29 protein-coding genes are annotated in these 25,844 nt (G+C 60.4%); 10 read left to right on the top strand and 19 right to left on the bottom strand.

Annotated features, from left to right (window positions below):
* Positions 1-11 precede the first annotated feature (11 nt).
* The 6 genes from AC6JBC_RS13825 to AC6JBC_RS13800 all read right to left on the bottom strand — a co-directional run bounded on the left by AC6JBC_RS13825 (position 12) and on the right by AC6JBC_RS13800 (position 4,630).
* Positions 12-2,366, bottom strand: coding sequence for a VirB4 family type IV secretion/conjugal transfer ATPase (locus AC6JBC_RS13825; protein ID WP_498026090.1), 2,355 nt, complete (start codon positions 2,364-2,366; stop codon positions 12-14).
* A gap of 28 nt (positions 2,367-2,394) precedes the next feature.
* Positions 2,395-2,763: a VirB3 family type IV secretion system protein gene (locus AC6JBC_RS13820; protein WP_498026089.1), complete on the bottom strand. Its 369-nt coding sequence runs from the start codon at positions 2,761-2,763 to the stop codon at positions 2,395-2,397.
* Positions 2,764-2,796: 33 nt separating this feature from the next.
* Complete coding sequence (locus AC6JBC_RS13815; protein WP_449470337.1) at positions 2,797-3,174, bottom strand: TrbC/VirB2 family protein; 378 nt, start codon at positions 3,172-3,174, stop codon at positions 2,797-2,799.
* A 15-nt stretch (positions 3,175-3,189) separates the two neighbouring features.
* Positions 3,190-3,855 carry a lytic transglycosylase domain-containing protein gene (locus AC6JBC_RS13810; protein WP_449470339.1) on the bottom strand — a complete coding sequence of 222 codons (666 nt, stop codon included), beginning with the start codon at positions 3,853-3,855 and terminating at the stop codon, positions 3,190-3,192.
* Positions 3,855-4,196 (bottom strand): hypothetical protein, encoded by a 342-nt coding sequence (locus AC6JBC_RS13805; protein WP_498026088.1) that lies wholly within the window; start codon positions 4,194-4,196, stop codon positions 3,855-3,857. Before AC6JBC_RS13805 ends, AC6JBC_RS13810 begins: the two co-directional genes overlap by 1 nt.
* 143 nt (positions 4,197-4,339) lie before the next feature.
* Positions 4,340-4,630 carry a hypothetical protein gene (locus tag AC6JBC_RS13800; RefSeq protein ID WP_449470341.1) on the bottom strand — a complete coding sequence of 97 codons (291 nt, stop codon included), beginning with the start codon at positions 4,628-4,630 and terminating at the stop codon, positions 4,340-4,342.
* Between the two features lie 87 nt (positions 4,631-4,717).
* Here AC6JBC_RS13800 and AC6JBC_RS13795 point away from each other — a divergent pair, with 87 nt between their 5' ends.
* Complete coding sequence (locus tag AC6JBC_RS13795) at positions 4,718-5,602, top strand: DUF7146 domain-containing protein (RefSeq protein ID WP_449470342.1); 885 nt, start codon at positions 4,718-4,720, stop codon at positions 5,600-5,602.
* Positions 5,599-6,192 carry a thermonuclease family protein gene (locus AC6JBC_RS13790; protein ID WP_449470343.1) on the top strand — a complete coding sequence of 198 codons (594 nt, stop codon included), beginning with the start codon at positions 5,599-5,601 and terminating at the stop codon, positions 6,190-6,192. The genes AC6JBC_RS13795 and AC6JBC_RS13790 overlap by 4 nt, the downstream gene beginning before the upstream one ends.
* A 28-nt stretch (positions 6,193-6,220) precedes the next feature.
* Here the strand turns inward: AC6JBC_RS13790 and AC6JBC_RS13785 are convergent, their stop codons facing one another.
* The 3 genes from AC6JBC_RS13785 to AC6JBC_RS13775 form a co-directional block, all read right to left on the bottom strand.
* A complete protein-coding gene (locus AC6JBC_RS13785; RefSeq protein WP_449470344.1) occupies positions 6,221-6,751 on the bottom strand; it encodes a hypothetical protein in 531 nt (176 codons plus the stop codon).
* 485 nt (positions 6,752-7,236) lie between these two features.
* A complete protein-coding gene (locus AC6JBC_RS13780) occupies positions 7,237-7,578 on the bottom strand; it encodes a glycine zipper domain-containing protein (RefSeq protein WP_449470346.1) in 342 nt (113 codons plus the stop codon).
* 406 nt (positions 7,579-7,984) lie between these two features.
* Complete coding sequence (locus AC6JBC_RS13775) at positions 7,985-8,899, bottom strand: GGDEF domain-containing protein (RefSeq protein ID WP_449470347.1); 915 nt, start codon at positions 8,897-8,899, stop codon at positions 7,985-7,987.
* Between the two features lie 103 nt (positions 8,900-9,002).
* On the opposite strand from AC6JBC_RS13775, the gene AC6JBC_RS13770 reads away from it, so the two are divergent.
* Complete coding sequence (locus AC6JBC_RS13770; RefSeq protein WP_449470349.1) at positions 9,003-9,251, top strand: helix-turn-helix domain-containing protein; 249 nt, start codon at positions 9,003-9,005, stop codon at positions 9,249-9,251.
* A gap of 94 nt (positions 9,252-9,345) precedes the next feature.
* On the opposite strand, the gene AC6JBC_RS13765 is transcribed toward AC6JBC_RS13770, so the two are convergent.
* The 5 genes from AC6JBC_RS13765 to AC6JBC_RS13745 form a co-directional block, all read right to left on the bottom strand.
* Positions 9,346-12,606 carry an error-prone DNA polymerase gene (locus tag AC6JBC_RS13765; protein WP_460989848.1) on the bottom strand — a complete coding sequence of 1,087 codons (3,261 nt, stop codon included), beginning with the start codon at positions 12,604-12,606 and terminating at the stop codon, positions 9,346-9,348.
* Complete coding sequence (locus AC6JBC_RS13760) at positions 12,606-14,432, bottom strand: DUF6504 family protein (RefSeq protein ID WP_449470352.1); 1,827 nt, start codon at positions 14,430-14,432, stop codon at positions 12,606-12,608. The genes AC6JBC_RS13765 and AC6JBC_RS13760 overlap by 1 nt, the downstream gene beginning before the upstream one ends.
* A complete protein-coding gene (locus AC6JBC_RS13755) occupies positions 14,332-15,126 on the bottom strand; it encodes an ImuA family protein (protein ID WP_449470353.1) in 795 nt (264 codons plus the stop codon). The genes AC6JBC_RS13760 and AC6JBC_RS13755 overlap by 101 nt, the downstream gene beginning before the upstream one ends.
* A 98-nt stretch (positions 15,127-15,224) precedes the next feature.
* The gene (locus AC6JBC_RS13750; RefSeq protein WP_460989847.1) at positions 15,225-15,647 is read right to left on the bottom strand and encodes a DUF1810 domain-containing protein; all 423 of its coding nucleotides are present in this window, start codon (positions 15,645-15,647) and stop codon (positions 15,225-15,227) included.
* On the bottom strand, positions 15,647-16,264 hold the full coding sequence (locus tag AC6JBC_RS13745) for an SOS response-associated peptidase family protein (RefSeq protein ID WP_449470357.1): 618 nt from the start codon (positions 16,262-16,264) through the stop codon (positions 15,647-15,649). Before AC6JBC_RS13745 ends, AC6JBC_RS13750 begins: the two co-directional genes overlap by 1 nt.
* A 57-nt stretch (positions 16,265-16,321) precedes the next feature.
* On the opposite strand from AC6JBC_RS13745, the gene AC6JBC_RS13740 reads away from it, so the two are divergent.
* The 4 genes from AC6JBC_RS13740 (at position 16,322) to AC6JBC_RS13725 (ending at position 18,731) form a co-directional block, all read left to right on the top strand.
* Entirely contained in the window at positions 16,322-16,840 is a 519-nt protein-coding gene (locus AC6JBC_RS13740; protein WP_460989846.1) for an SOS response-associated peptidase family protein, read from the top strand.
* A 285-nt stretch (positions 16,841-17,125) separates the two neighbouring features.
* Positions 17,126-17,293: a DUF3606 domain-containing protein gene (locus AC6JBC_RS13735; RefSeq protein ID WP_449470360.1), complete on the top strand. Its 168-nt coding sequence runs from the start codon at positions 17,126-17,128 to the stop codon at positions 17,291-17,293.
* Between the two features lie 364 nt (positions 17,294-17,657).
* Positions 17,658-18,104, top strand: coding sequence for a ferritin-like domain-containing protein (locus AC6JBC_RS13730; protein ID WP_449470361.1), 447 nt, complete (start codon positions 17,658-17,660; stop codon positions 18,102-18,104).
* Between the two features lie 312 nt (positions 18,105-18,416).
* Entirely contained in the window at positions 18,417-18,731 is a 315-nt protein-coding gene (locus AC6JBC_RS13725) for a hypothetical protein (RefSeq protein ID WP_449470363.1), read from the top strand.
* Positions 18,732-19,074: 343 nt separating this feature from the next.
* On the opposite strand, the gene AC6JBC_RS13720 is transcribed toward AC6JBC_RS13725, so the two are convergent.
* On the bottom strand, positions 19,075-19,695 hold the full coding sequence (locus AC6JBC_RS13720) for a response regulator transcription factor (RefSeq protein WP_449470365.1): 621 nt from the start codon (positions 19,693-19,695) through the stop codon (positions 19,075-19,077).
* A gap of 257 nt (positions 19,696-19,952) precedes the next feature.
* Here AC6JBC_RS13720 and AC6JBC_RS13715 point away from each other — a divergent pair.
* Positions 19,953-20,899 (top strand): IS630 family transposase gene (locus AC6JBC_RS13715; RefSeq protein ID WP_449470523.1). Its coding sequence is split into 2 segments (ribosomal slippage): positions 19,953-20,289 and positions 20,289-20,899, totalling 948 coding nucleotides; the frame shifts between segments, so codons are not numbered across the junction.
* Here the strand turns inward: AC6JBC_RS13715 and AC6JBC_RS13710 are convergent.
* Complete coding sequence (locus AC6JBC_RS13710) at positions 20,884-21,396, bottom strand: PilZ domain-containing protein (protein WP_449470367.1); 513 nt, start codon at positions 21,394-21,396, stop codon at positions 20,884-20,886. The genes AC6JBC_RS13715 and AC6JBC_RS13710 overlap by 16 nt on opposite strands.
* 226 nt (positions 21,397-21,622) lie before the next feature.
* Between AC6JBC_RS13710 and AC6JBC_RS13705 the strand changes: the two genes are divergently transcribed.
* The gene (locus AC6JBC_RS13705) at positions 21,623-22,057 is read left to right on the top strand and encodes a BLUF domain-containing protein (RefSeq protein ID WP_460989845.1); all 435 of its coding nucleotides are present in this window, start codon (positions 21,623-21,625) and stop codon (positions 22,055-22,057) included.
* Positions 22,058-22,085: 28 nt separating this feature from the next.
* Here AC6JBC_RS13705 and AC6JBC_RS13700 read toward each other — a convergent pair whose 3' ends face one another.
* Both AC6JBC_RS13700 and AC6JBC_RS13695 read right to left on the bottom strand, forming a co-directional pair.
* Complete coding sequence (locus AC6JBC_RS13700) at positions 22,086-23,222, bottom strand: S8 family serine peptidase (RefSeq protein WP_498026087.1); 1,137 nt, start codon at positions 23,220-23,222, stop codon at positions 22,086-22,088.
* Between the two features lie 557 nt (positions 23,223-23,779).
* A complete protein-coding gene (locus AC6JBC_RS13695; RefSeq protein ID WP_449470371.1) occupies positions 23,780-24,811 on the bottom strand; it encodes an MBL fold metallo-hydrolase in 1,032 nt (343 codons plus the stop codon).
* Positions 24,812-25,199: 388 nt separating this feature from the next.
* Between AC6JBC_RS13695 and AC6JBC_RS13690 the strand changes: the two genes are divergently transcribed.
* Positions 25,200-25,427, top strand: a complete 228-nt coding sequence (locus tag AC6JBC_RS13690; protein ID WP_498026086.1) for a hypothetical protein — start codon at positions 25,200-25,202, stop codon at positions 25,425-25,427.
* A gap of 56 nt (positions 25,428-25,483) precedes the next feature.
* Here the strand turns inward: AC6JBC_RS13690 and AC6JBC_RS13685 are convergent, their stop codons facing one another.
* Positions 25,484-25,663, bottom strand: coding sequence for a hypothetical protein (locus AC6JBC_RS13685; protein WP_449470375.1), 180 nt, complete (start codon positions 25,661-25,663; stop codon positions 25,484-25,486).
* Positions 25,664-25,844: the final 181 nt, after the last annotated feature.

Here is a 25,844-nt window from a genome sequence, read left to right as displayed (position 1 = left end):
AAAACTCTCCTTCAGCTTGCGCGCCGGCGCTGGTGGAAGATCGGAAGCCATGCAGATGGCTGAGGACCATGTTCGGCAATGACCTCGCATGCGAGAGCGGTGGTCTCCGCCCGGCCAGACAGCACCGCCAGCTCATTATCCAGGCCAGAAAGGTCCAGCTCGACGACAACCGAGTCATGGCCCTGCTTCACCAGGAATTTGCGCGATTCAGGCGACAGTTCCTCACGGATCAGGGCAAACTCCGCCTCCGTCATGGAGAAGCCATCAATATAGTCACGGCGCTGTCCGTTGGGGTTGGGCAGCATGATTTTGGTGGCCACCTGTTCCAATATGGAATGGCTGATGTCGCTTTTGAGCGCGTCGGCTGGCGACTGGGTGGCAAACACCATGAGTGCGTTGCGCTTACGGTATGTTTTAAGCCCGTCCTGTGCGAAGCTGCGGAAGGCACCGTCGCCCAGCGCCTTCCAGAATTCATCGATCACGATGATCGTGCGATCGCCGGTCAGCATCTTGTCGATGCGATGGAAGAGATAGAGCATCAGTGGCGTGCGAATGTCGCCGTTTTCGAGGAAATCGGTCATGTCGAAGCCGATGAATCGGGCGTCGAGCCGCATTTCATCCTCGTCATTGTCGAAGACCCAGCCCAGGGAACCGCGTGAGGTCCATTTCTCCAGCCGGGCTCCGACGCCGCTATCGTCGGCCATGCCTAGCATTGTTCGCAGCGCATCGAGCGAACGCGCGGCGGGCGGAAGCTTCATGACGGCGGCGATGCCCTCGTCGATCCGCCGTTCCTCGGCGACAGAGATTGGGCGCCCATCAACGCGCACCAGTTGCCGGATCCATAGCGACAGCCAGGCGCGATCCTCTGACGTGTCGGCAAGCGCCTTCAAGGGGGAAAAGCCGGTCGGCATGCCGTTGGCGAGCGTCAGATAGGTGCCGCCGCTCGCCGCCACGAAAATCTGCGCACCCCGATCCTTGTCGATGAAGATCTGGCGTGCGCCCGTTTTCTCGGCCTGTGCCATGAGGAAATTGACCAGCACGGTCTTGCCGCCGCCGGTCGGCCCAATCACCATCGTGTGACCGACATCGCGCTTGTGGAAGCTGAAGAAATAGGGGCTGCGCGCGCTGGTCTTGAGCAGCGCAATCGCGTCGCCCCAGTGGTTATTCTCCGCGCGCCCCGCCGGATAGGTGTGGAAGGGGGCGAAGGCAGCGAAATTGAGTGAGGTGATTGGCGCTGGCCGCGCGCGCCAGGCGAAATTGCCGACGAGCTGGCTCCAATAGGCCGCTTCCAGCGCCGCGCCTTCGCGGGCGGCGACCATGCCGGTGTCAGCAAGAGCGGCGCGGGCGATCGACATATGGTCGCGCAGCGCCTTGAGGCTATCGCCATAAACGGCCAGCGTGAAATGATGGTCGCCCAGCACGAAGCGATTGGACATGAGATCGTCTGCCGCATCGACCAGATCGTGCATCTGGCTGATCGCTCGATCGTCGGCATTCTCCATCTGCCGCTGGCGCAGGCGGAACCGCTCGGCCGCAGTCGCGCGCCCCAGGAAGGTGAAGGACTGGGTGAGGACAAAGCCGAAATCAACCGCGAGTAGTGCCTCGAACTGGCGGGGCGTCGTGTAGGCGGGATATTCTCGGATACCGAAAATGCCGCCGAAGGAACTGCGATCGGCATCACGCACTTCAACGGTCTCGCCGCCGAAGATGACACGCTGGCGATAGAGCGCACTCCCCAGATGGCCGCGAATGATAGGCACGCGGCGATGGCGGCCAGTCATTACCATCTCGGCAACCTCCAGCGGTTCGGAGAATTTGAGGCCACGATGCCCATAAATTGCAAGCCTGCGCGGCTCACATCGGGCCATCAGCTTCTCAAAATCATGGGCCTTGTCCTCCAGGAACTCGACAAGATCCTGATCCATCGCATCGGCATCCGCATTTGCTGCCGCCTTCGACCGGAAAAGCTGGATCAGCTTGTCCGCGCCGTGCGCTGCGGGCCGGACCAGCAGGGTCACGAAGAAGCGGTTGATGAACATCCGCTCGCGATTGATCCGCGCGAAATAGGCAGCATCGAGATCCTGCGCGAATTTCGAGCGAAAATTGCCGCCGGGATATTGCTCCACCCGCGCGCGCACCAAATGGGTCCAGATCGAAAGCCGGTCATCCGCCAGGTTGCGCAGCATGCCATTGAGCTTGCCATGCCAGTCATTCAGGTCGCGGACGTCAGCGGTTTCGAAGGCGCGGCCTTGAAGCTCGAAGCTCAGCATCATGGCGCCGGAATCGAGCATGACCATCTCGTCATTGACATGCCGGGCATAAGGCAAAAATTTTGTGGGCAGCACCTCTTTGAGGGCCACCTTCATCGGTACCTGTGCAGAAAGGCGGACCGGCTTATTCATGACGACCAAAGCCCTTTCGAGCGATGCCCTTCAGCGGCAGGGGCGTGTAGCTCGACCCGCCCCAGAAGACGCGATTGCGATTGGCAGCCTTGGTTCGGAAAAACAGGAACATCAGCCGAAAGGCATTGACGTCCTGCCGGACGACCAATCGGGCGAGCCCATAGCTGACGGTCGCCATCACCAGCGCATAAACGGGATTGTTGGTCCCGATCAGGACGATCGCTGACATAAGGAGGATGGGCACGGCTGCCTCGATCGGGATGCCTGCCCAGAGGGCGGGCCGAGTGAGGCCGAGGAACAGCGTGTCGCGTGCGATCTCTTCCCGTTCCTCTACCAACGAATCCTCCATCTTGCATGTCATGACCAGCCGGCGACTGGCCGGGCGGGCTCAGTGTCAGGCAGAACCTGCAATCTGGTCGACGATCCAGGGCGCCGAAAAGATGATGGCGATGCCGATGATCACGGTAACCAAGCCGCCCGTGTTCACCCGTCCCATAAGCCAACCCGCGCCAGCAATGATCACTGCGATAATGGCAAGCGCCCGCAGCAGACCGCTGCTGAGCAGCCCTAGGACATTGTTAGCGAAGCCCTCCAGATTGGCGGATTGGGCAAAGGCGGGATCAGGGGTGACCAATGCCACAACGCCCGCGACCGCCAAACCCGCCGCGATCGCCGCTATCTTCTGGTGTTCAGGCGACATCGCTGCGAGACGATGCTGGACGCTCGCGCGCAGGGACTGCGATGATGAGCGCAAGGTTGCCACAAGGTGCATTAACTCCTCCTGTTTCTAAAAAGCGGGCCGGCTTTCATAAGCGGCGCGCGCAAAGATATCCCATGTGGGGGGCGGCGCATGGGTTGCTGCCGCCTCCTCAGTCTTGCCGATATTCTCGGCGGCGAGATCGGCCAGCATCTTCCGCGGCAGCACAGCCGCTTCAGGCCTGGCGGACAATGGCGGTTCAGGACTATAGCTCACAGCGGCCACACCGCTGGATATGCCAGCGTTGTTCAGCACGCGGCCGACATAGCCATTGCGAAATCCACGGGTCTGCGACCCAGTATTGTACATCGAGAGCGCTACGCGCAGGGCCTCTTGCGGCAATCTTCCGCTGCTCACGCGGTGGTAGTTACCTGCCAAGACTTTGCCGGCCGCATTGATGTTGGTGCATGGATCGAAAACGCTTGCCCAGGAAAGGCCGAGCGCTGCCATGTTCCGCGAATTGATTTGGCCAAGACCAAGATCGACCGAATAGCCGCGGGCAATATAAGCGCGAGCGACTTTGGCGGCCGCTTCCGCGCTGGTTGGGCGCACAGGCTGGCGCGCCACGCCATTCACATTGAGCGCGAACTGATAACCCTTGCTCTCGGTGTGAACCACCGCGGCGATCGTGGAGGGAGCAACGCCGGGGGCGCATTGTGCAGCAATCCCCAAAATGGCAGCGGTCGTAAATTGCATCACTGCGCATGCCCCAAGGGCGCTGCGGCCTCAGCCTGCGCGACTTCAGCCTCGCTGGGAATGGCGTAGGTTGTGCGGCTGCCATTGGTCATGGTCATGATGACCCTGCCCGGCCGACCATTATCTGGCTTGATGTATCTGGCGGCCTTCACCCCTGCGGCACTACAGGTCGGGAACCCGCCGCCGAAAGCAAGCGAGCGTACCAGCTTGCGGATTGGCGGCACGCATTCAGAATATTGCATCAAGCCGCTGGGATTGCTGGCGCATAGAAGTACCTGGCAGGCCCAACTGCTATCGGCAGCTTTTGCAGGCGTGACGTGGCCGATAGCTGCAACCATCATCAGCGCAGCTACGGAATCGAACAAGCGATTTCGCATGATTTCACCTATAAAGTGAAAATGAGCTTAGATCGCAATCACTTGGCTGCCTAGCCCAGTTTCCGGACCAGTTTGGACCAAAGTCATGGGTTTATTGAGATTCGCTCTCAAAAACGCGACGGATCGTTCCACAGCGGCGATGGGTTGACCGAGATTAGGGCATGATGGTCATAGGAAAGAATGATATGCCTAATGGCAGATGAAACCTTTGAATATAAACGCAATTTCTTTTTATCATAGTGACCGACATGGTAAGCGGCTGCGCCGCGCCAGCTCGCCCGAACGTTGATGTACCACTTGCCGTCGCTGTCCCTTTGATGCAGCTGAACGTCGGTAAGCACACCTGCCACGGGGCGCAGGGAGGTCAGTTCTCGTTCGAGGATGAGTTCAAGTTCCATTTCTTCCCTGAAGTGATTTATACTTATTTCGCTGCTTTTGTATCTTCGTCGTTGGTGTAGGGTAGGGGGCAACTGGAAGGAGGTCCAGTGAGCGGACTCAAATCTGACGCTCTCACGCGCGATGCCGACCGCGTTGTTCGGCAGCTTGGAGGCAAGTGGCAGGGCGATTATGCCATGTGCCGCTGTCCCGCGCATGCTGATGGCGATCCCAGTCTTTCGGTCCGCGTGGGGACAAGAGCGGTGCTGTTCCATTGCTTTGCAGGCTGCACGTCCGACGCGATTATCGACGCTTTGCGCACGATCCCCGCCTTCGCTGGCCGCCATCACGATCCAGGGCGCCGGAGCAGCCAAGGGAAGGGCGACTTCAACAAGCTCGCCATGTCCCTGTGGCGATATGCCGATCCTTTTGCCGGCAGTCTTGCCGAGCACTATCTGCGCGGGCGGTCCATTTTACCTGATGGAATTACGGCGCGCTACGATCCGCAATGCCAATATGGAGCCGGCAAGGAAAAGCGCTTCGCGCCGGCGCTGCTGGTTCCTGTCGAGGAGGATGCCGGTGTTGTGGCGATCCATCGGACATTTTTGACGGCAGATGGAAGCGGTAAAGCCGCGATCTCGAAGCCTAAACGCTTGCTCGGGCATCCTGGTGGCGGCGCCGTGCGGTGGGGTGGCATCCCTAGCGATGGTGTGCTGCGGTTAGCGGAAGGGGTCGAAGATGCCGCGAGCGTGATGAACATGCTGGAGCCAGGCACGTTCGTTTGGCCAGTGCTCGGCATCGAGCGTTACCAGACTCTGTCCATAGCCGAGAGCGTCCACCAAATCATCATCTACAGCCAGCACGGGGCAGAGGCGGAACGGGCCGTTGCACGCGCCACGCCACATTTGACGGCCAATGGCCGTGAGTTGCTCGTCAAGCTGCCGCCCCATGACGGCGACTGGAACGATCTTCTTCGGGAGATTAGGGAGCGATGAAATTGCTGGCCACATTTCCGCAGCATCAGCGTGTGATGATCGCCATCATGTTCGGAGCCGTCTCGGTCTATGCGCTGGCAGCGCAGAAGGACCGGGTTGAACAGATCGCGTCATTGCGGCTCATCGACCCAAAGCCCAGAGTGGTTGACGGCGATACGCTCGATGTGAGCGGATCCCGGGTGAGGATAGTCGGGGTCGATGCCCCGGATGAAGATCGACCCGCGCTCAAAGCCGTATCAACGCTCGCCCTCAAAGCCCTGGTTGCGCGAGATAGTGGTTTGGAATGTGCCCGCAGCCTCTATGATTTCACCGTGGTGCAGGGGGGAAGTTGCGGCGGTCGGGCGACCAGTTTCGGAAGACTGAATCTCTCCTGCCGTTTCAGGGCGAACAAGGCGAGCGTCGCGGCGACCATGGTGGCGCAGGGTTATGCGGTGGATTATCGCCGCTATTCAGGGGGAGCCTATGTCAAGCTGATGCAGGAAGCAGCGCGCCAACGGCGGGGTCTATGGGCTCAGGACTTTGATGCCATGCGCCAATTGGCCGTCACGCGAGCGCAGCTTCCGCGCGACGGCTGTTCGGGTCGAGTATAGATGACGTCGGCGAACAACAGCCCCACCGTTACCGACTGCGACCTTTATCCCGTGGTGCAGGCGCAGGGTTCTGCGTCTTGCGCGAAACGGCACCGCTTTCCACCCCTTTGCCGATTGGAGAGCCGGTTTCAGGGCCTGAGCTCTCGGACATGCCCTGTTCCAACGCCCGAATGCCGCGCTGAACCAGCGCAGGTTGCTGGCTTTTAAGACGCGTGCTCAAGGCGGCTCCAATTTCGCGCACGCGCTCGAGCGGCGTCTGCTGCGCTGTAATAACGGCGTCGACGTCGCGTTGCCCCAGCTGCCTGAGCAACTGCGTCTGATAGACCGGGCCGCGGCTGTGTTCCAGGTAAGTCAGTTCCGCCCGTGCATATGTTATCTGGCTCTCTGGAGCGCCTTGCTTCATGAGCTTGTCGATTCGGCCTGCCGCCTCCGCGCGAGCCGAAGGCAGATAATTTTCCAGTTCCTGACCAACCTTGTTGAGGGACAGGCGGTAACGCTGACCGGTCGGGGGGTCGCGCGGAGGGAGGAAGGCGATGCCCTCCGGTTCGGAGGGTGCCACTACACCCCAGCCACGACAAGGGACCAGCAGGCTGGCATCAACGCAGCTTTAACTAGGCAGACAGAGAGGCGCCTCGGGAAGTTGGGCGCCACTGCGACAGACGTGGCCGTCCCTCCCGCTTTAGATAGGGGCGAATGGACCGTTAGGTCCTGGAGGGAGGGGATACGACTGGCTTGCGGCATGGCTAATTTCTTGGCCAGAGGCCTTATCCGAGGCGACGCGGGCTGACAATCTGAGAAGGTTGACCAATTGTCTCGGAAGATTTGTCATTCCGCAGGCGACTACCGCTCAAGGAAACGCATCCTTAGCCAGGCCAACATTGCTTGTCAGGAAGCAGCGCTGCACGGGCTCGGACATTGGGCCTCTGCCTATCCGTCGGCCGTCGCCGCGATCATTGACCAATATTTAGACGCCGACGCGGGCAGGCGTGCTGACCTTAGCGCTTATGCACGCTCTGCCCGCTGTGGCTGTGTCCAGTAAACGGGTCAGCAGCGGCGCTTGCTGTCAATCTCCTTGCCGATCAGCGCGCCCGCGCCACCACCGATGATGGTGCCGGGTAAGCGGTCGCCGCGCGTAGCTACCGCCCGGCCAAGTAACGCGCCGGCGGCCGCCCCAACCAGCAGGCCAGTGGTGCCGCTGGTCTTGCAATCGCGGCGCACATAGCGCGGCCGGTCATCGCGATAGTAGCGGCGATCGTAATAGCCGTCGCGGTCATGGTGCTTGTGCCACCCGCGATGCCGTCCGTTATCCGCCATCGCGACTGATGGGATCGCCCCAAACAGCGTCGCCGCGAAGGAAAGGGCCAGCGTGAATTTTTTGAACCCCATGACAGTCTCCCTGATTGTTATGGGGCTTTGGCCTGTTCACCTTGGCCGTTTCCTGAATGGCCGATTTAGCTCCCGTTCAGGTGGCGCTTGTCGATCGACCTACTGACAAGTCGGGCAACTGATCCGGCCGCTCGCAGGGGCTTGGGATGTAGAGGTGGCCGTAGCAGGATCAGGCACGACCTGCGCACCGGCGGAGATTGGTAGCGGCGCAGGTTGAACCGAAAATCGGTAATGCTCTTAGCCTAAGTTTCCGGCATTGGATCCGTAGGGCTCGTTGGCGGATGCCTGATCGTGTCAATTGCCGCCTGCAATCGGGCGGCGGCAATGTCCTCTCCAGCTGCATCCAAGAGAATGATTGCTTCGTTCATAAGCTTAATCGCGCGCTGGGCGAGGGCCTGTGTGTCCGTCATAGATCACCCGTCAGAGCAGAGATCGCGCGCTGCGTCGCTATGGCGTCGGTTGGCTGATCCCCGGCCGTGACGATTTCGACAGCATTTTTGCCAGCTGCCTTAGCCCGATACAGCGCCTGGTCGGCAGCATGCATCAATTCGCTGCAGTTCCGCGGGACATTTGAAGGGATCAGCAACGCTCCCATAGTACAGGTCACCGAGTATCGCCCGCGGCAAAGCACTGCAGAGAGGCGATCGTGAACGCTGTAGGCGAAATGCGATCCTTCGGCGATCGTTGGCACTCGCACCAACAGAGAAAATTCATCCCCTCCGATGCGCCCTACAAGATCTTCGCGGCGCATAAGAGCCGAAATGCCTTCGGCAAAATTCCGTATCACCTCATCGCCCGCTCGGTGTCCACCCATGCTATTAACGGACCGGAAATCGTCCAGGTCGAGGACGATGAGGAGCAGAATTTGGCGAGTGTGCGCCGCATCCCGGATTACTTTGCGCGCGCGGCTGTGGAAGACCTCCTTATTGAGTGTTCGCGTCATCGGATCATGATGGGCGTGAAACAGTTCTCGGTCGTAGGAGCGTCGGAAGCTATTGATGGTGGCGGCAAGGAATAGGAATGCCGCAACCCGGATAACAACCGCCAGGGCGAGAGCGCTTAATTCTGTCGGAGGAATGAGCGATGAGCTGACGCTGAGGAGCGCAGAGGTCGCGGCAACCAAATAGCCTTCTCGAACGCCAAGACCCCAGCAGGCGCCACAGATCACCGGGATGTAGGCGGTTGCGAAACCAGCGGATGGCAACCTGAAATCAAGCCATGCAACAAGTGAGGTCGCAGCCAGAATCGCAAACCACACCTGCTCTCGTGACAGGGCTTCGAGATATGCGGCCAGTCGGCCGACAGGCAGGTGGCTGTTCATGCGCAAATCTCACTTCGCTTGGTAGACTCTTAATAGCCGGGCCGGGTGAATTGATGCTTAAAACCCGTCGCCTTATAATCATCTATCAGGTGAATTGTGAAGTGTGAAACGCAACCACCCTGGACGGCTCCGTGACATTGTCGCGGCCAATGTTCGCCGGTTCCGAAAGGATATCGGTACGAGCCAGCAGGATTTTGCCTACGACATCGAAATGGACAGGTCCTATTTCGGCGCGGTTGAGCGCGGCGAGCGGAATGTCTCGATCGACAACCTTGAGAGAATAGCAGAAGGGCTCAACATAAAGCCGTTTCTCCTATTGGTTGATCCGGACTGCCCTTCGGAAAACGATTGAAAGATTCAGCGGTTGGTGGGCTGAATTTGTAATATCAAACATCTATTCCTCACGATAAACATCTGTGTCTTGACGGTAATTGTTTCATCGAGAGTCAGTGAAAATCATGGCTGCGGATGGGGAGGATTTGCTCTGGCTCGACAGCAGCCATGAACGGCGGTGACGACAAAGTGCGACCGCTGGGAAATTCAGGATCGCGAGGATCAGGTCCGCCGCCATGGCTGGCGCCATCGCCGCGCCCTGGGACTACGCTGAAGTCCGTGCGCCCGACCGAGCGGAGCATCGCGTCATGATCGGTGATCCGGTCGCAGATGATGTGGACGACCTCACCCTCTTTTTGCAGCTTGCCCCGCATGGCGATCATCGACGCTGACATCACCTGCCGCCGGTAGATGTCGAACTTGCTCGGCCAGAGAATGCCCTGCGCCACACCGCTTTCATCTTCGATCGTGACAAAGAGCACGCCCTTGGCCGACCCTGGACGTTGCCGCACCAGGATGACACCCGCAACCTCGACATTGCGCCCGTCGCGGATCGACCGAAGATCAGCGCACCGCACGATGTTCATGGCGTGAAGCTGCGACCGTAGACAGCTCAGTGGGTGCGCGCGCAGCGATAGCTGGAGCGAGCGATAATCCTCCACCACCTCGCGCCCTTCGGTCATCGGCCGCAGCGCTACGTGAGCCTCAAAACCTTCGGCCGAGAATTTCCCCTCCCGCTCGTCAGCCGCCGCAAAGAGGGGGAGGGGGGCTTCGCCAAGGCCCTTGACCTTCCACAGACCTTGCCGCCGGTCCTGCGCGATGCAGGCAAAGGCATCTGCTTCGGCAAGGCGTTCGATCGCGACGCGCGGCACACGTGCGCGGCGCCAGACCTCTTCAACGCTTTGGAATGGCGCTGGACCACGCGCGGCGACGATCGCCGCGCCATGAAGATTAGCAAGGCCGCGCACCTGCCGGAAGCCAAGCCGCACCGCCTTGTAGCGGCCACGCGCTGGTTCCAGCGTGCAGTCCCAGTGGCTGTGGTTGATCGAGACCGGCCGTACCTCCACGCTATGTTGGCGGGCATCGCGCACGATCTGCGCCGGGGCGTAAAAACCCATGGGCTGGGCGTTCAACAACGCGGCGCAGAAGACATCGGGATGATGATGCTTCATCCAGGAGGAGGCATAGGCGATCTTGGCAAAGCTCGCCGCATGGCTCTCGGGGAAACCATAGCTGCCAAAACCCTCAATCTGCTTGAAGGTGCGTTCGGCAAAGTCCTTCGGGTAGCCGCGCGAGACCATGCCATTGACCAGCTTGTCGTAAAAATGGCTGACCCCGCCCGTCAGCTTGAACGTCGCCATCGCGCGGCGCAGCTGGTCGGCCTCGGCGGGCGTGAACCCCGCGCCGACGATCGCCACCTTCATCGCCTGCTCCTGGAAGAGCGGCACGCCCAGCGTCTTCTTGAGCACGGCTTTCAGTTCCTCCTTGGGATATTCCGGTACTTCCTTGCCTTCCCGGCGGCGTAGATAGGGATGGACCATGTCACCCTGAATTGGACCCGGCCGAACGATCGCCACTTCGATGACCAGATCGTAAAACTCTTTCGGTTTGATCCGCGGCAGCATCGACATCTGCGCGCGGCTCTCGATCTGGAAGACGCCCAGCGTGTCAGCACGCTGGATCATCGCATAGACGGCGGGATCATCCTCCTGGAGATCGGCCAAGCCGATCCCGATGCCCTTATGCTCGTCGAGCAGATTGAAGGCGCGGTTCATGCAGCCGAGCATGCCGAGGCCCAGCACATCGACCTTCATGAACTTGAGGGCATCGATATCATCCTTGTCCCATTCGATGATCTGCCGGTCTTCCATCCGCGCGGGCTCGATCGGCACCAGGTCATCCAGCCGGTCCTGGGTCAGCACGAACCCGCCGGGATGCTGCGAGAGATGGCGCGGCGTGCCGATCAGCTGGCGCGACAGCTCCAGCGTGAGCTTCAGCCGATGATCATCGGCATTCAAATTGAGGCTCTCAATCTGCTCCCGGGATATTCCGTCCATCGACCAGCCCCAGACAAGGCCGGTCAGCATCTTGGTGAGATCTCGCGGCAGGCCCAGTGCCTTGCCGACCTCGGCCACCGCGCCCCGCGTACGGTAGCGGGTGACCACCGCGGTCAGCGCCGAGCGGGTGCGGCCATAGGTCTCATAGATCCACTGGATGATTTCCTCACGCCGCTCATGTTCGAAATCTACATCGATGTCCGGCGGCTCCTTGCGTTCGCCTGAGACGAAACGCTCGAACAGCAACTCATGCTTGATGGGATCGATCGAGGTGATGCCGAGCATGAAGCAGACACAGCTGTTCGCCGCCGAGCCGCGCCCTTGGCAGAGAATGCCGCGCCGTCGGCTCTCCGCGACGATCGCATGGACGGTCAGGAAATAGGGCGCATAGCCCAGCTGATCGATCAGCCGCAGCTCGTGCGCGATTTGCTTGCGATAGGCCTCGGGCAGACCATCGGGAAACATCTTGGCGGCAGCTTCGCTCGTTAGCGCCGCCAGCGCCTCCTGCGCGGTGCGGCCTTCCATCACCTGTTCATAGGGATATTGATACCGGATTTCGCCCAGATCAAACCGGCACGCAGCGGCGATGTCAGCGCTGGCCTGGATCGCGTCAGGAAAGGCGGCGAAGCGCCGTTCCATCTCCTCCGGCGATTTCAAGTTGCGGTCCATGTAACGCTCGCGCCTGAAGCCGAGCTCATCGATCGTGGTCCCCGCGCGGATCGCAGTCATGACGTCCTGCAGTGGCCGCGCTTCGGGCGTGTGATAGAGGATTTCCCCCGTAGCGACACTGCGCACGCCCGCCTGACGCGCCATGGCATCAAGCCCGTGGAGACGGGCAAGATCGTCCGGGCGGCGACGGAAGGACAGCGCCATATAGGCGCGGCGGCCAAAGACATTTCCCAAATCGGAGAGGTTGGCGAGCGTCTGGCTGTCAGGCAGGTCCGGCACCAGGATGGCGATCAGACCCTCGGCATGGTTCACAACATCAGCCCAGTCGAGCAGGCAGCAGCCTTTGCCGCCGCGTGCCTTGCCGAGCGAGAGCAGGCGGGTCAGGCGCGACCAGGCGGGCCGGTCGGTCGGATAGAGCAGCAAGGCGCGGCCGTCGGTGAGATCTACGCGCGTGCCCGCTATCATCCGGACCTGGGTCGCCTTCTGCGCCTCCCATCCGCGCACTACGCCCGCCACGCTGCCGCAGTCAGCAAGGCCAAGTGCCTTGTGGCCAAGCAAGGCAGCGGCCGAGAACAGCTGCTCGGGCGAGGAAGCGCCGCGCAGGAAGGAGAAGTGGCTGGTCACCTGCAGCTCGACATAGCGGGCCATCAGCCGAACATCCCGTGCATGTACCAGCTCAAGTCGCCGGTCTGCTCATTTACGCCATCGCCGCGGCGAAACAGCCAGAAGCGCTCACCACCTTGCGTCTCCACCCGGAAATAGTCCCGCACGGCCCAGAGCTCCTTGTCATTGCGCCACCACTCGCCGTGGATCCGCTCCGGGCCATCGCCCGCGACCACGCGGTAGGCGGTGCCGCGCCAGGTGAAGCGGCGCGGCGGATGATCGGGGAGCAGCGCCACCACATGGGAGAGCAGTTCCGGCCGTTTCAGCATGCGCACCGGCCGCTTCCATGCCGGCCAGCCTGAAGGTTTTGCCAGCGCCTCGACCCGCTGAACGGCGCGCTCGGGGACATCGCTCTCTTGGGACGACAGGCGGAACGGCGCGTCGGGCTCAATCCTTCCGGCGAGCTGATCAATCAGAGGTGCAATGTCCGGCGGCCTGTCGCTGGTGCCAAGACCAGCCTCCAGCGTCTGCGCTTTAAGTGCCTCGACGCGCGGCGCGGTCAGGCTCATCGCTTCTATGCCAAGCCGTGGATCAATCCGCTCGACCCGCATACCAAGCATGCGCTTTAAATGCTTGGGCTCTCGCGTCGCGCGCGACGTACCGATCGCCACATGCTGCTCGCTGCCATCAACGATTTGGCAGGTGAGATGGGCGGCTCGCAGCCCGAGACCTCTCTCCTGAAGCTGGACTACAAGATCATCGACCAGATCGCCGATGACCTGGGTGATGGCTTCAGCCGTGCCGATCGGTTCAAGCAGCTGCCGCTCCACCCGCGGTGCTTCGAACGGCACGACCGGGACGATCGGCTCAGCAACCAACCCGCGCGCCTGATCGAGGCGGCGGACGGTGGCCAGCCCGAGGCGCTTGGCCAGAGGCGCGCGCGGCATCGGGTAGAGATCCGCGATCCGCTCCAGCCCAAAACGGGCGGCGGACGCCAACGCCTCAGGCTCAAGCCGCAGCGCTGCGAGCGGCAGGTCCGCAATCGCCTCGGCTTCAGCGCCGGGCGGCAGCCGCGTGATGGCTTGGCCGCTATAGCGCGCCAGTGCATGGGCAGCGCCCGGCGTGCCCGCGACAGCGATGCTGGCGGTAAAGCCCAGCCGCTCAAGGAAGCGCAGCAGACGTTTGCAGAAACGCGCCTCGCCGCCGAACAAGTGGGTGGTGCCGGTAAGGTCCAGCCAAACGCCATCGCTCCCCGATAGGCAGGCGGTTGGCGTCCAATGGCTGACCGCATGGAGCGCGAGCCGGTCGAGCCAGGCGCGATCGGCGTCGGGATCGGCGTCTCGCACATCGAGGTCGGTCACCAGCGCCCGGGCATGAGCGGCCGCCATGCCGGGACGCAGGCATAATCCTAGCGCCACCGGGCAGGCGGCGGTTACCACATCGCGCTGTCCCGTCCGGGAAGCCAAGATCGTCGGCTTACCCCACAAGCTCTTCCAGCTGAGCGCTGGCGCCAAGCAAACGCTGGCGCCGCCTTCATCGGCCGGCATGGCCCTGAATGGATGTTCGGCCGCCTCGCTGCGGCGCCCCATCTCGCGCATGGTCGGGCGCTGGTGGGCAGGCAGTGCGTCTATCTCGCTTTGGCTTGGCCGTTGCCCGTCCTCCCGTGCCCAGCGCGCACCCGGCCGCCACCCGCCGCCGCGGGGCACCGAGCAGGCTCCAGGACTGTCGTCGATGGGCGCGGCAAAGCGAGGAGCCAGCGACGTCGCGGCCTCAGGCCGCCTGACTGGCCGCTCCAGCTGCGCCAGGCGCTCGACCCGGCGGAGCCGTTCGATCGCGAGCTGGGGCAGGTAGAGCGAGGCGACCCTGGGCATCGCACGCATCCAGTTCGAGGGAAAAGGGATTGCCGTTCCGCTGGCGGACCAGCTCGACCGACCAGCGCCCGCGTCCGACTCCGGGGTGGGGAAGGGGGGGCGAAGGCACACAGCCAATCCGCCAGCGGGTCATGGCGGCCGACAGCCCGCTCAACGGGCAGTGGTCGCGGGCGCGGTGGCGGCGGTACAGCAGCATCGGCGTCTTTCCGTCGGAAGCGGCCAGCTGAAGCCGACGGGTCGCTGTCTGGTCAGCCGACTTCACCTCGGCGACAACGCAGGCGAGCGACCCATCGCGCAGCGCATCCTCCGCCATGGCGAGCACCGCGCTGTCGCTTGTGCCTTGGGCGTAGAGGAGCTTGTCTGGACCAAGTCCCACCTGTTGAAGCCCCGGTGCATAGAGGTCGAACCTGGTGACGGCCCAGAAGACGGTGAAACCCTGTTTGGACGCGAAGCGCGCCGCTATGCCAGCGACGAACAGCGTGGACGCCGCATCATCATTGAGCGTCGGGCAAGCTGCCGCGACCTCGTGCAATGCCGCGCCATCCAGCCCGCCCTCGGCAAGCCGCTCATCAAGCGCGGCTATGCCGAAGGGCAGGGCAGGCCCGCGTTCGCCGCGCGCCTGCGCCAGCTCAGCCAGCAGGGCAGCAAGTGGCGCGGTCCGGCGCGGTTCAGAGGAGGAAGCAAGGCAGGCCATGGGATCATATCGACTCAGATGTTCCCTTTATGTTCCAGCGCGACAAGATTCGTCAAGCGGGTTGAATCCTGTTTTTACGGGCCTTGTTCTTGCACCGCTCAGCGCGCCAGCATGTGCTGGGTTGCAGTATCCCGCTCTCCGTTGAACCAGCGATCAAGCGCGTCAGCAAACAGCGGATCGGGCGCCGCCCCTTCGAACAGGGTGAGGGATGAGCGCAGCTTCATCGCATCGATGCCGCCGAACACGGCAACCGGATCCTTGGCCTGCAGCTGCTGCAGTGCTTCGACACATTCGCGATAGCGAGGGCCGAGCAGGTCGTGATCGAGATAGGCACGCGCTTCGTCAAGCGAAGCAATCCCGTAATAATGTGCGGTCGGGCTTTGCCCTAAACCACGCAGCTGCGGGAAGACAAACCACATCCAGTGCGAGCGCTTCGCTCCAGCGCGGATCTCGGCCAGAGCGGTTGCGTAGCTGTTCGCCTGGGCCTCGACGAAGCGGGCGAGGGTGGCATCGTTGGTCATCAGATCAGTGCTCCCTGGGCTGGCGGAGTGCCGTACACCTGGGTAACCGGCAGGCTGCCTTGCGGCAGCCAGCGCAGCATGTCAGCAGCAGGGACTGCCGGATCGAGCCAGTCGGCCCATCGATCGCGCGTCAAGGGGATGATCTGCCGGTGATGGTAGGGCGCGACATCAGGGCCTGCCTCCATGGTGAGCATGGTGAAGGCTTCGCCTTTGGGGCTCTCCCGCCAAATGCCCGCGATGCAGAACCAGCGGTGATTGGCCATGGTGAACAGCCATTTGTCGAGTCGCTTCTGCCTGGGCTCGACGGGATCAGTGAACTCGTAAAAGCCGTCGGCGAGGATGAGGCAGCGGTTGGAGGTAAACTCGCGTCCTTCCGAGCGGAAATTATAGACCGGCTTGCCCTTGGGACCTGGCCAGCTCCAACGCCGGTTGACCAGCTCGCCTGATCCGCGATCCCCCTCGATGGATCGGACGATCGGCGCAACATCGGTAATCTTGATGTCCTGCCGCGCGGGCACGTTGGGCTTGCCCTCGGGCATTGTGATCTTGATCTTCAGATCCTCGAAGTCCTCGGCGATCGAGGCGATATCGACCTCCAGTCTATAGTCGTTGCACATCGCTCGTCCTTCCCGCCAGCGCTTGCCCCTTTCTCATGTTCCTTGTATGTTCTCATTATGGACTCGAATGCCACCCCTTTTGACTCCGACGCGCTCGGAAGCCGCCGCGCCATCATCCGGCGCAATCCAGATGACGTCCAAGAAATTGAGATGATCGAGGCGGCCTGGGGTTCCAACCCGCGCTTCAGCGATGGCATCCGCTATGAGTTCATCCGCTCGGAAGGGCGCACATTCCCCACCAACCGCTGCCTGGTGCCGGCGTCGGAATTTCATATTCGCAATGGCGAGAAGAAATTTCGCGTGCGCCTGGAGGATGGCAACTTCTTCTATCTCGCGGCCATTTGGGAACCTGCGATGGGCGACTGGCCGGTCAGCTACCGCATCATCACGGTGGACGCGAATCCGGAGGTCATGCGCTATCAGGAGCGGCACGGCGCAATCATCCAGCGCCGGCAGGTCATGCGGTGGCTGGATGACAGGGTGTCTGAAACTGATATGCTGCTGACGCCCCCTGCGCATTTCTTCACGATCGAGGAGATATTCACCAAACCCGTGCAAACAAGTCTGGCGTTCTGATAGGGTCGGCGCGCATCTCCAGTGCCGCGACAGCTGCTAACCCTATTGGCGGAGCCGAGCATGTTGCGGGATCGCAGCGCCCCCATTGCGGCATGGGTGGCGGGATTGTGGCAGCACCATTAGAGGATCTGTATCGCTTCGACCGGCCTTATCCTGCCGATCGACCCACGATTGAGCATAGAAGCACGCCGTGGCTCCGGAGGCCAGGCAGCGACACGGCAGCCCTTCCATTGCTCTAGCGGGAAACCGCCGAACGATCGGGCGTTGTACCAGCGGAGGTGTACCATGGCTGACGACAAAACACGCAAAGGTCCGCAGGATGCCAACCGCATCTCGCTTAGCGAAGATTACGAAGTGCAATATTGGACCAACCGATTCAGCGTCTCGCGCGCGCACTGGAAGCGGCGGTCAAGAAGGTCGGCAACGGCGTTGATCAGGTCTCTGACTACCTAAACACCAATACCGATTAGCAGCCTCAACCCTGGGCGGCCGTATTGAAAAGCGCGCGCAACCTGTGGCGAGGCCGTGAAACAACGCCTTTATGATCAGCGACCGGCCTGCCGTTCGGTGTTCACCACCTCGGCCACCGCCACATAGCTTTCCTAAAAGTTCCAGCTGTCGGCCGTCAGCGAACACGACCAGCGTCCCATCGTTGCTGACCTGGAAATAACCCATCTGATCCCAAGTTGATGGTGACAGGACTGCCGCCGCACAGGGAAATTCAGCGATCAGGGCTTCTTACTTCTCCGGCACTGAACCTGTTTCGGACCTTTCCGTTGCGGCGGCCGTTGGAAGGGTCCAACGCAAGGAGATTGCCATGAGCACTGAAAGCACGATCAGCACGTTGAACAATCTCATCAAGACGACGCTGGATAGCATGAAAGGGTTCAAGGACGCGGCGCAGGACGCTGAAAGCACCCAATTCTCCGCCATGTTTGCGGACTTCGCGCGCGAGCGCAGTGAAGTGGCAACCGCTCTCCAGGCGGAGGTGAGGCGGCTCGGCGGCAACCCGGAAGACGACAGTAGTTTCCTCGCTGCAGCCCACCGGACATTCATGGACTTGAAGCAGGCCTTCACTGGTAAGGACGACAAGGCAATCATTCAGGAGGTCCAACGCGGCGAAGATTACATCAAGGGCAAGTTCGAAGCCGCGCTGAAGGAAACTGATCTTGATCCATTATCCCGCTCAGTGGTGGAGCGGGCCTACCAGTCGGTGAAAGCGGGACATGACCGCGCCAGCGCGCTGAAGCACAGCATGGGATGAGGGTGGAGGCCGCTTAAGGCAAGGCCGGATAACAACACCGGATCTCGCGGTGCTCCAGCGGGGAAAGTTGGGGCACCGCGAGTACGGCTCCAAAAGCCTCTCTCTCCGGTTGGAGACGAAGCAAGTTTGGGTCGCCGGATATGAAGTGTGCATCAACCACGAGCGGATCAATTATCCCGAAGGGGTAAAACCGCAGACTCGGTTAGCACACCCGAATTTCCTCAATCAATTTTCGACTGACGACTTGCACGCCGAAAAGGATGGTGAGTATAGTTTGGCTACCTGAGCAGTTGATTCGAAGGCAATACTTCGATGCGTGGCGACGGTCATGCTTTCGCCATGGCAATATACAAATTGCCGGGCGTGGAGGTATGGATGCCTATCTCAAATCGGTCGTTCGCGACACCGGAAAAGGCCGCAATCTATCGCGCTTACATCAACTCCTCTTCCTGGTATGCGGCATGTGAAGCGGGTCATTTCTTCTGGGCCGGACCCGATCGGCTTACATTCGCCGAGGCGGAAGCCGACGCCATCAATCATAATCAGCGGAAACATGGTTGCGAGCATCCTGCTATCGTGTTGTGCAACCTGGATGGTGCATTAAGTGATGAGCGCGCCGCATCGTGAGATAACGGGTGCAGGACGGCTTTTAGTTGGAGGAGCAGCTCGTGCCCCGGCACTTCATGGTGCAGCATAGGGCCAAGTCGCCACACGTCCACTATTTGTCCGGATAAGGGACAGATCCCGCGGAGCGTGTCGCGGCAGCCGACGGAAGCCGATCTGCGCCATGCGCGGGAAGCTCTGGCGATCGCTATCGAGACAGCCCAATCGCCTGATCTTGTGGTTCGGGCGAACAAAAAATGGCCGGATATCAAAGAGCAATATGAAGGGTGTCCGCCCATCAAATTCAGTCCGCTTTCGACCCAGACGAAATCTATTGTGAATGGCGAAAACGGATCGCGGCTTAGGCTCAGAGAGATCTTCCTCGATGAGACATGGAGAAAAGAGAAATTGCGTCAGCAAATCTGGTCACGCCGCATTTTTTCATGATACGTGTCCGGTATGTCTCTATTGTTCTGATACTAAGATTGAGTTCAACGGCTGCGGCTTCATTGCTCTTGTTCAGTTCAAGGGAGCGAAGAATGTCGAGTTCTCGCTTGGTCAGTTTTTGAAGGCAAGCTTCGGCACGGTCTTTCTCCTTCTGTAGTGCTGATCGAGAGAGCAAAAGGGTCGAAGCTTGCTCGACCGTCTCCAGAAGAAGCGTCTTAGAAAAAGGCTGTTCAAGAAAATCATCCGCGCCCTGCTTGATGACTTGCACTGCTATTTGAATATTCGCATGGGCCGATGTGGCTATCACAGCGATATCTTTCCGTTCAAACACCAGCTGCGTGAGGATTTCGATGCCCGTTTTGTCCGGGAGAAAAAGTTCCACGATTGCGACGCCAGGAGGAAGGTGGGTCAGAGCTTCGAGGAAGTCGCTACCGGCCGCAAATGGCGTCGCGTCATACTGCTCGGCACGAAGCATTGCGACCAGATTACGGCGTATGCCAGCGTCGCCCACGACGATGAAAACAGAACATTTTGCGCTCATTGTGAACGACTGATCTCCCCCCTTTGCGCTAAACGCCGTTTTGCAGATTTGGTTGCGGGAAAATTGAGCCCTATTCTCTAAATCCCGCTTTCAAAGAATATTCCCGCCATGCCGCCGCTCGACCATTGCACCCGGCCCATGCGAATGCCCCGACCGCGGCTTTTAGAGCGGTTTTCGACCGTTTTGAATCGATGAGGGATTTCCCTCCGGTCTGATTTGTGATTCAGAATCTGTGCTGGTGAAGGAGGCCGGCATGGCTGGGTCACCCTCTGTCGATGGATTTGCGCACGCGGCTTCTGGCGGCGATTGATGGCGGGCTGAGTTGCCGAGGAGCGGCGGCGCGCTTTGGGGTTGCGCCATCGACAGCCATTCGCTGGCAGGCGCAGCGTCTGGAAACCGGCGCCTTCGCTCCCAAGCCGCAAGGCGGCGACATGCGATCCCGCCGAGTGGAGGAGCGAGCCGCCGATATCCTGGCCTTGTGGGAGGCGCGCAAGGACATCTCGCTCGAAGAACTGCGCATTGCCTTGGCCGAAGCGGGCCTGACGGTGTCGGTTGCCGGGCTGCACCGCTTCTTCGCCCGACGAGGCATGACGCGCAAAAAAAGACTGGGCATGCCATCGAGCAAGACCGCCCCGACGTCCTGAGGCAGCGCCACGACTGGTTCGAGAACCAGGTCGATCTGGAGCCGGAACGCTTGGTGTTTATCGACGAGACGTGGACCGCCACCAACATGGCCCGCAGTCACGGCCGTTGTGCCAGAGGCGAGCGGTTGCGGATGGGATACCCGCATGGCCATCGCAAGACCACCACGCTCGTCGCGGGCCTCCGCATGAGTGGCATGGTCGCGCCGATGGTGCTGGACGGTCCGATCAACGGTGACTGGTTCGAAGCCTATGTCGCGCAGGTTCTCGTACCGGAGCTGCGGCCTGGCGACGTCGTCATCATGGACAATCTGTCGAGCCATAAGCGCCCCGCTGTCCGCGACCGGATCGAGGCGGCAGGGGCAGCGCTGCGCTTCCTGCCGCCCTACAGCCCCGACTTCAACCCGATCGAGAAGGCCTTCTCTCGCCTCAAGGCCATGCTCCGAAAAGCAGGTGAGCGCACCGTCAGCGGCCTGTGGGGCCTCATCGGCAGGCTCGTGGACATCTTCCAGCCCGCCGAATGTGCCAACTACTTCAGCTCGTGCGGCTATGATCCAAACTGATCGAAAACCGCTCTAACCAGCAGCCTGATACCTTCCCTGAGGCCACCGGCCTCTATCATCATCCCTTCAATCGACAGATTTCGGATCGTCCCGACCATCGCCGGCGCTGACGTAACAAGCGTAGCGGACATGTCCACCGAGACACGAGACTCTCTTGGTTGATCGGCGGGCGCCAGTTGATCGATCAGAGTTTCATGCCCGCCAAGCCAAAGCAGCGGCTCCTCCATCAGCAAACCGCACTGGCTGCCGTTCGTCCATCGGACTTCGGCGGTGAGGTAATCCAATGTATTGAAACTGACATGCACCTGGTCGCGCAGGCCTAAAGTGAGTGCGCTCCGGCCGCTCAGGCCTTGGCTCGAGACATTCGTGATCGACAAGCTGGCTTCTTCAAGTACGGGGTAAAGCAAAGCTGATTTGAACACAGTCCGACGAGCATGACGGCGCAGATCCGCGCCGTCGCCATCGGTCCTGAACGCCTCGATTTTCTGTTCAAACATGGCAGACCTCCCATTTTGGGAGGGGCGCTAGGGCTGCAAGTCTAAGGAATAGGCGCTGCCCCATGTCGTATTTTTACGATGGTGGCGCTGATTGCCTGTTAACCACGAATCGGCAAAAGGGGGTTCTTCGATCGGTCCTTTCCTCCCCCAAGGGAGGGCCACCGGGAAAGGCGAGGCGTACTAAACGGTCCCCACCACGCGCCTCGCCTTTACTCCTTTTGTACAGATGTCCTATAGCGATAGGATGTTCGACAGATGGTTTTATATAAGCACAAGTCGGTTAGAGCCCCTGCAGGCCGATGATCATGTGCGAGAGATCGTTAACAGCTCGATACCGCGAAACCGGTCTTTAGGCGTGACAGGGGCGCTTATGTTCACCGGGCAGCGCTTCTCGCAATATCTTGAAGGTTCGCCGGCTGCCATCGCCGAACTTAAACAAAGCATCCTTCGAGATTCCCGTCACGAGGATGTTCGAACGCTTGCCGCTGGACCTTATGAGGTTCGACGATTTCTGACCTGGACTCTCGCATATGCAGGCCCCTCGCGTTTCATGGCTTCCAAGGTGGAATGCGCGCTGAACGATGCACTTCAAGGCGATGTCGATAATATTGAAATGTTGGCCGAGATGCTCGCGGGGCTCGCAGTCGAGGGACATGGCTGATCCGGGCCAAGACGGGAGGTGCTACATATTAGTTCACCCCAATCGGATCGGCGGTACCGTCAGGGTCCCGAGTAGCTTGGCCTCCCGCCGCTGGTGGAGTCCCACCATGAAGGAGCAATATTCCCGCGAGATGCGGCGCGGCCATCGATGTGCCGGAGAGGGTCGCATAAGTTCCGTTTTTATAGGTGGACAGGACTGAACTGCCGGGCTCGGCATAATCGATCGGCGGATTGCCCCAGTTGGAGTAGCGCGCGAAAACGCCCTTACTGTCGATAGCCGAGACGGTATAGATGCGTTCGCATCCCGCTTCGGCGCAACCTGCGCGCGCGGGCGAATAGTTGCCTGCATTCGCAGAACTGTTGCCCGCGGCAATAGCAATATAAAATCCGGACTTCGCCGCGTTCACTACCGCCTGATCAAGTGTAGCCAGCGGATCCGTGATAAGGCTGAGGTTTATCACGTCCCCTGGTGCGCCGTTAGTGATGACATGGTCAATACCCGCGATTACATCGCTGTCAGATCCATTGCCATATTGATCGAGCACGCGAACAGACACTAGGCGCGCACCCGCCGCAACACCAACCACGCCGAAGCTGTTATTGATGGCTCCGATAATCCCCGCAACATGAGTGCCGTGGCCATTGGGATCATTGGCAACCGCTCCGCCGGCTATGAAGTCGACGTTTCCGGTGCCGGAAACATTGAGATCAGGATGGTTGCGATCGATGCCGGTGTCGATGATCCAGGCGGTACCACTGGAGTTTGCCCCGCCGCCCACTCGCTTGACGCCCCAAGGCATGGTTTGGGACGCAGCACCCCCACCCGGAGGACCTCCGCGTGTGCTGATCTCGCCGACCAGGGTCGGAGGAATGGACGCGACACGATCTTGAGTGCAGCCGCTGATCAGCCGATTCTTCGCCAGCAACTTCTGCACCGCTGCCGCCGGCATATGAGCAGAAAAGCCGTTCAACGCACGGCTGTAAACATGTTTGATGCGGCCACCGACTGCCGCAACAGATATGCGGGCCTCTGACCCAGAACTGATCGGTCCAGGCGTAAAGGTGCATATGTAACTGTTAGGGATTGGATCCCCTGCCTTCGCCAGTCCGGTCGCTGGAGCTGATAGCAGCGCGATGGCGCTGATGACGGAGACCTTCCTGGGCATGACCTGTGTTTCGCTCTCAAGATCTGCTGATGTCCCGATGATATAACAGTCACACACGGGCCACATCCGGCGGACGGTATAGGCCAAAGGTTTGACTGGGGCGTTGGGGGGTCCCTGCAACAAACGCCCCGCTGATATAAACCAGAAAGCCCGCGTCGGCCTGGACACGGGCTCCCGGGGGCAAAGCCCTTAACCAGGTCAGTAATGGGCGGGCAAGATCGCCACCATATGCCCTCAGCGATAGTCCGGAATATCGTTGTCCCCCAGATTGCTTAGGATGTGCGCCCATCCCCGCAATGTTTTTGGAAATCGGGGTGACCGCACCGGGCTTCTTCAAGATGTCGCCATACCGACCTGGAACTCGCAGGTGATTGCGGGTCGGGGGGAGCATCAGAATGATTTGAGAGCCTTGGCATGCCGCCAGCGGCAAAAAAGACCTGCCGGTATCTTCCTCGTTAGAATTTGAGGCACTGCCTCAACAGGAAACGGCTTAAACCTTTGGGCCGCGGCGGCAATCCGGTTGGGAATTCTTACGATGGGTTCTGCCCATCCCGTATTTACGAAGCTAGCCACCACCGAATGCCTGCGCTGTCGTGTTCCTCCGTCACGAGCTTGCGGGTTCGTAAGCATGCGCGATGGGCCAGGCTCTCCCCTGTGGCGAGGCCCAGAAGTCCCTTATGTATCTCTCGCTTGAACAGGGCCGGGAAAACGTCGATCGCTCTTTTGGGTGTCGCGAGGAGGGCAAGCAATTTTTCCAGGCCGGTTTCATGCCCTTCGAGGAGAGCGTCAATGCGTGTATGCAGCCCGTAAAATGGCTTGCCATGCGAGGGCAGCACCAGCACATCGTCGGGCACGCGTGCGCGGATCGCCTTGAGCGTTGTCAGCCAGTCGGTCAGGGGGTCTGCCTCGGGTTCCAGAGGCTGCACCGAAACATTGGAGGAGATTTCCGGCAGCACTTGATCGCCCGAGATCAGCAGTTTCGCTGCGGGGCAGTAAAGCAGAGCATGTTCGGGTGAATGACCGCTACCAACAACCACGATCCACTCGCGACTACCGATCAGCAGCCGTTGAGCATCCTCCAGCGCCTGGAAGCTGTCAGGCAGCGGGTACACCGCTTTACCAAAATCTCCGAAGCGGGCCCGATAATGATCGAGCGCGTCCTCATCCCAACCCACTGCCTGGTAAAATTGAATGGCCTCTTCGGGAGCCTCTTGCCCGGTGTAAGAGGTAAGCACGCGGAGAGTGAGATATTCCAGCCGCGTCATCCAGAGGCGCGCAGGCTGTTTCTGCGCCAGCCAGCCGGCCATGCCGCTATGGTCCGGATGGAGGTGAGTGACGATGATCCGGTGGACGGGGCGGTTGCCTAACGTTGATGCGAAGGCCCGCCGCCATGCCGCTGCAGTTTCGGTATTCCGTAATCCTGTATCGACGATGGTCCAGCCATCGCCATCTGCCAGTGCCCACAGGTTGATCGCTTCAATCTTACCGTCCATCGGCATACGCAACCAGAAGACGCCGTCAGCTACTTCGGTCGCGCTACCGTCGCCAATCTCAGGCAAAGCTAGCGGGGGATAGAGTAGATCAACCATAGCGTACCTCGATGTGGCCTTTGCATTTGCACGTGTCCACCGCAACGGCAAGGGCGTTGGCGAAGGAGAGGCGTTTGACACCGGAAGGTTGTAACGGGCCGTTGTTGAGAGGCGAGCGCTTAAGGCTGCTCCTCTGGACTAGAGCCGGGGGAATCTTGGACGAAGCGCTGGGCGCTTTGGCTTGGCTTACCTCACCAAAGCCGCGTTCGATGCGACCCACGCTGCTTTCCTGCTATCGCCATGAACAAAAAAATGGCCGGTCAATTGACCGGCCTATTAAGTTTTAGGAGAGGATGCCTGAAAGGCAGGTCCCCTCTGTCATCGCTCGACCCCGGCCGCAAATGCATCCACTAGAGAGGCGAATGCGTTTTGTGCAACCGTATTGATCGTGCCGACGGCCAGGCCATTGCGTGGCAAGAGCGTCGGCGGCATAGGCGGCGCCATGGACGCCAAAACCAACGCCACGATTCTGCGCGTGATAGAGCGCGCGCCCCTTTGGTTGCGTCATGATCTGGAAGCGAAGGATGCCGCTGTTCGCCGCCGTGCAGAAGAGACACTGGCTGCGATGATCGCTGACGGCCTCGCCAATGAAGGCGACGCTCATACAGAAGACTAGCGCTGAGCTATGCTCGCGTTGCGGCCACAACAAGTGGATGCTGAAGAATCAAGAATTTAGTGCATCACCGCGGGAGGGCGCAGCGCTGCCAGAGCACGGACCTGACTGCGGGCATTGAACTCATCGCTGACGCAGATCGCTTCAGCATGGCTACTGCGGATCATATCATTTAATGCATGATGCGTGTCGTGCTTCGCGGGCGGCAACAAACAGTCGGCGTCGTTTGACGTTCTCATTCTTGCTCTCCTGTAGAGTCGTTGGGCGGGGATCATAGTGCGGCTGCCGTCTGTGGCAAACCGCATTAGGCATCGGCACGTGCGCGATGTCCTGCCCCCCTATGTCGTCGGCAGTAATCCGCAATTTCAGGTGCGAAGGAAGCGTTGAAGGCCGATAAAGGCTTTCCCTGATCTGGGCGCC

The sequence above is a fragment of the Sphingobium sp. RC1 genome, from assembly GCF_059738765.1.
Note: the sequence above shows the minus strand (reverse complement) of the source record. Positions and strands in the feature narration are given on the sequence as shown.

Excerpts from the sequence above, each read along its gene's own strand:
- AC6JBC_RS13825 (WP_498026090.1), bottom strand. The coding sequence starts at position 2,366 with ATGAAGGTGGCCCTCAAAGAGGTGCTGCCCACAAAATTTTTGCCTTAT.
- AC6JBC_RS13820 (WP_498026089.1), bottom strand. The coding sequence starts at position 2,763 with ATGACATGCAAGATGGAGGATTCGTTGGTAGAGGAACGGGAAGAGATC.
- AC6JBC_RS13815 (WP_449470337.1), bottom strand. The coding sequence starts at position 3,174 with ATGCACCTTGTGGCAACCTTGCGCTCATCATCGCAGTCCCTGCGCGCG.
- AC6JBC_RS13810 (WP_449470339.1), bottom strand. The coding sequence starts at position 3,855 with ATGCAATTTACGACCGCTGCCATTTTGGGGATTGCTGCACAATGCGCC.
- AC6JBC_RS13805 (WP_498026088.1), bottom strand. The coding sequence starts at position 4,196 with ATGATGGTTGCAGCTATCGGCCACGTCACGCCTGCAAAAGCTGCCGAT.
- AC6JBC_RS13800 (WP_449470341.1), bottom strand. The coding sequence starts at position 4,630 with ATGGAACTTGAACTCATCCTCGAACGAGAACTGACCTCCCTGCGCCCC.
- AC6JBC_RS13790 (WP_449470343.1), top strand. The coding sequence starts at position 5,599 with ATGAAATTGCTGGCCACATTTCCGCAGCATCAGCGTGTGATGATCGCC.
- AC6JBC_RS13780 (WP_449470346.1), bottom strand. The coding sequence starts at position 7,578 with ATGGGGTTCAAAAAATTCACGCTGGCCCTTTCCTTCGCGGCGACGCTG.
- AC6JBC_RS13775 (WP_449470347.1), bottom strand. The coding sequence starts at position 8,899 with ATGAACAGCCACCTGCCTGTCGGCCGACTGGCCGCATATCTCGAAGCC.
- AC6JBC_RS13765 (WP_460989848.1), bottom strand. The coding sequence starts at position 12,606 with ATGGCCCGCTATGTCGAGCTGCAGGTGACCAGCCACTTCTCCTTCCTG.
- AC6JBC_RS13760 (WP_449470352.1), bottom strand. The coding sequence starts at position 14,432 with ATGCCCAGGGTCGCCTCGCTCTACCTGCCCCAGCTCGCGATCGAACGG.
- AC6JBC_RS13755 (WP_449470353.1), bottom strand. The coding sequence starts at position 15,126 with ATGGCCTGCCTTGCTTCCTCCTCTGAACCGCGCCGGACCGCGCCACTT.
- AC6JBC_RS13750 (WP_460989847.1), bottom strand. The coding sequence starts at position 15,647 with ATGACCAACGATGCCACCCTCGCCCGCTTCGTCGAGGCCCAGGCGAAC.
- AC6JBC_RS13745 (WP_449470357.1), bottom strand. The coding sequence starts at position 16,264 with ATGTGCAACGACTATAGACTGGAGGTCGATATCGCCTCGATCGCCGAG.
- AC6JBC_RS13740 (WP_460989846.1), top strand. The coding sequence starts at position 16,322 with ATGGACTCGAATGCCACCCCTTTTGACTCCGACGCGCTCGGAAGCCGC.
- AC6JBC_RS13735 (WP_449470360.1), top strand. The coding sequence starts at position 17,126 with ATGGCTGACGACAAAACACGCAAAGGTCCGCAGGATGCCAACCGCATC.
- AC6JBC_RS13730 (WP_449470361.1), top strand. The coding sequence starts at position 17,658 with ATGAGCACTGAAAGCACGATCAGCACGTTGAACAATCTCATCAAGACG.
- AC6JBC_RS13725 (WP_449470363.1), top strand. The coding sequence starts at position 18,417 with ATGCGTGGCGACGGTCATGCTTTCGCCATGGCAATATACAAATTGCCG.
- AC6JBC_RS13720 (WP_449470365.1), bottom strand. The coding sequence starts at position 19,695 with ATGAGCGCAAAATGTTCTGTTTTCATCGTCGTGGGCGACGCTGGCATA.
- AC6JBC_RS13710 (WP_449470367.1), bottom strand. The coding sequence starts at position 21,396 with ATGTTTGAACAGAAAATCGAGGCGTTCAGGACCGATGGCGACGGCGCG.
- AC6JBC_RS13705 (WP_460989845.1), top strand. The coding sequence starts at position 21,623 with ATGTCCTATAGCGATAGGATGTTCGACAGATGGTTTTATATAAGCACA.
- AC6JBC_RS13700 (WP_498026087.1), bottom strand. The coding sequence starts at position 23,222 with ATGCCCAGGAAGGTCTCCGTCATCAGCGCCATCGCGCTGCTATCAGCT.
- AC6JBC_RS13695 (WP_449470371.1), bottom strand. The coding sequence starts at position 24,811 with ATGGTTGATCTACTCTATCCCCCGCTAGCTTTGCCTGAGATTGGCGAC.
- AC6JBC_RS13685 (WP_449470375.1), bottom strand. The coding sequence starts at position 25,663 with ATGAGAACGTCAAACGACGCCGACTGTTTGTTGCCGCCCGCGAAGCAC.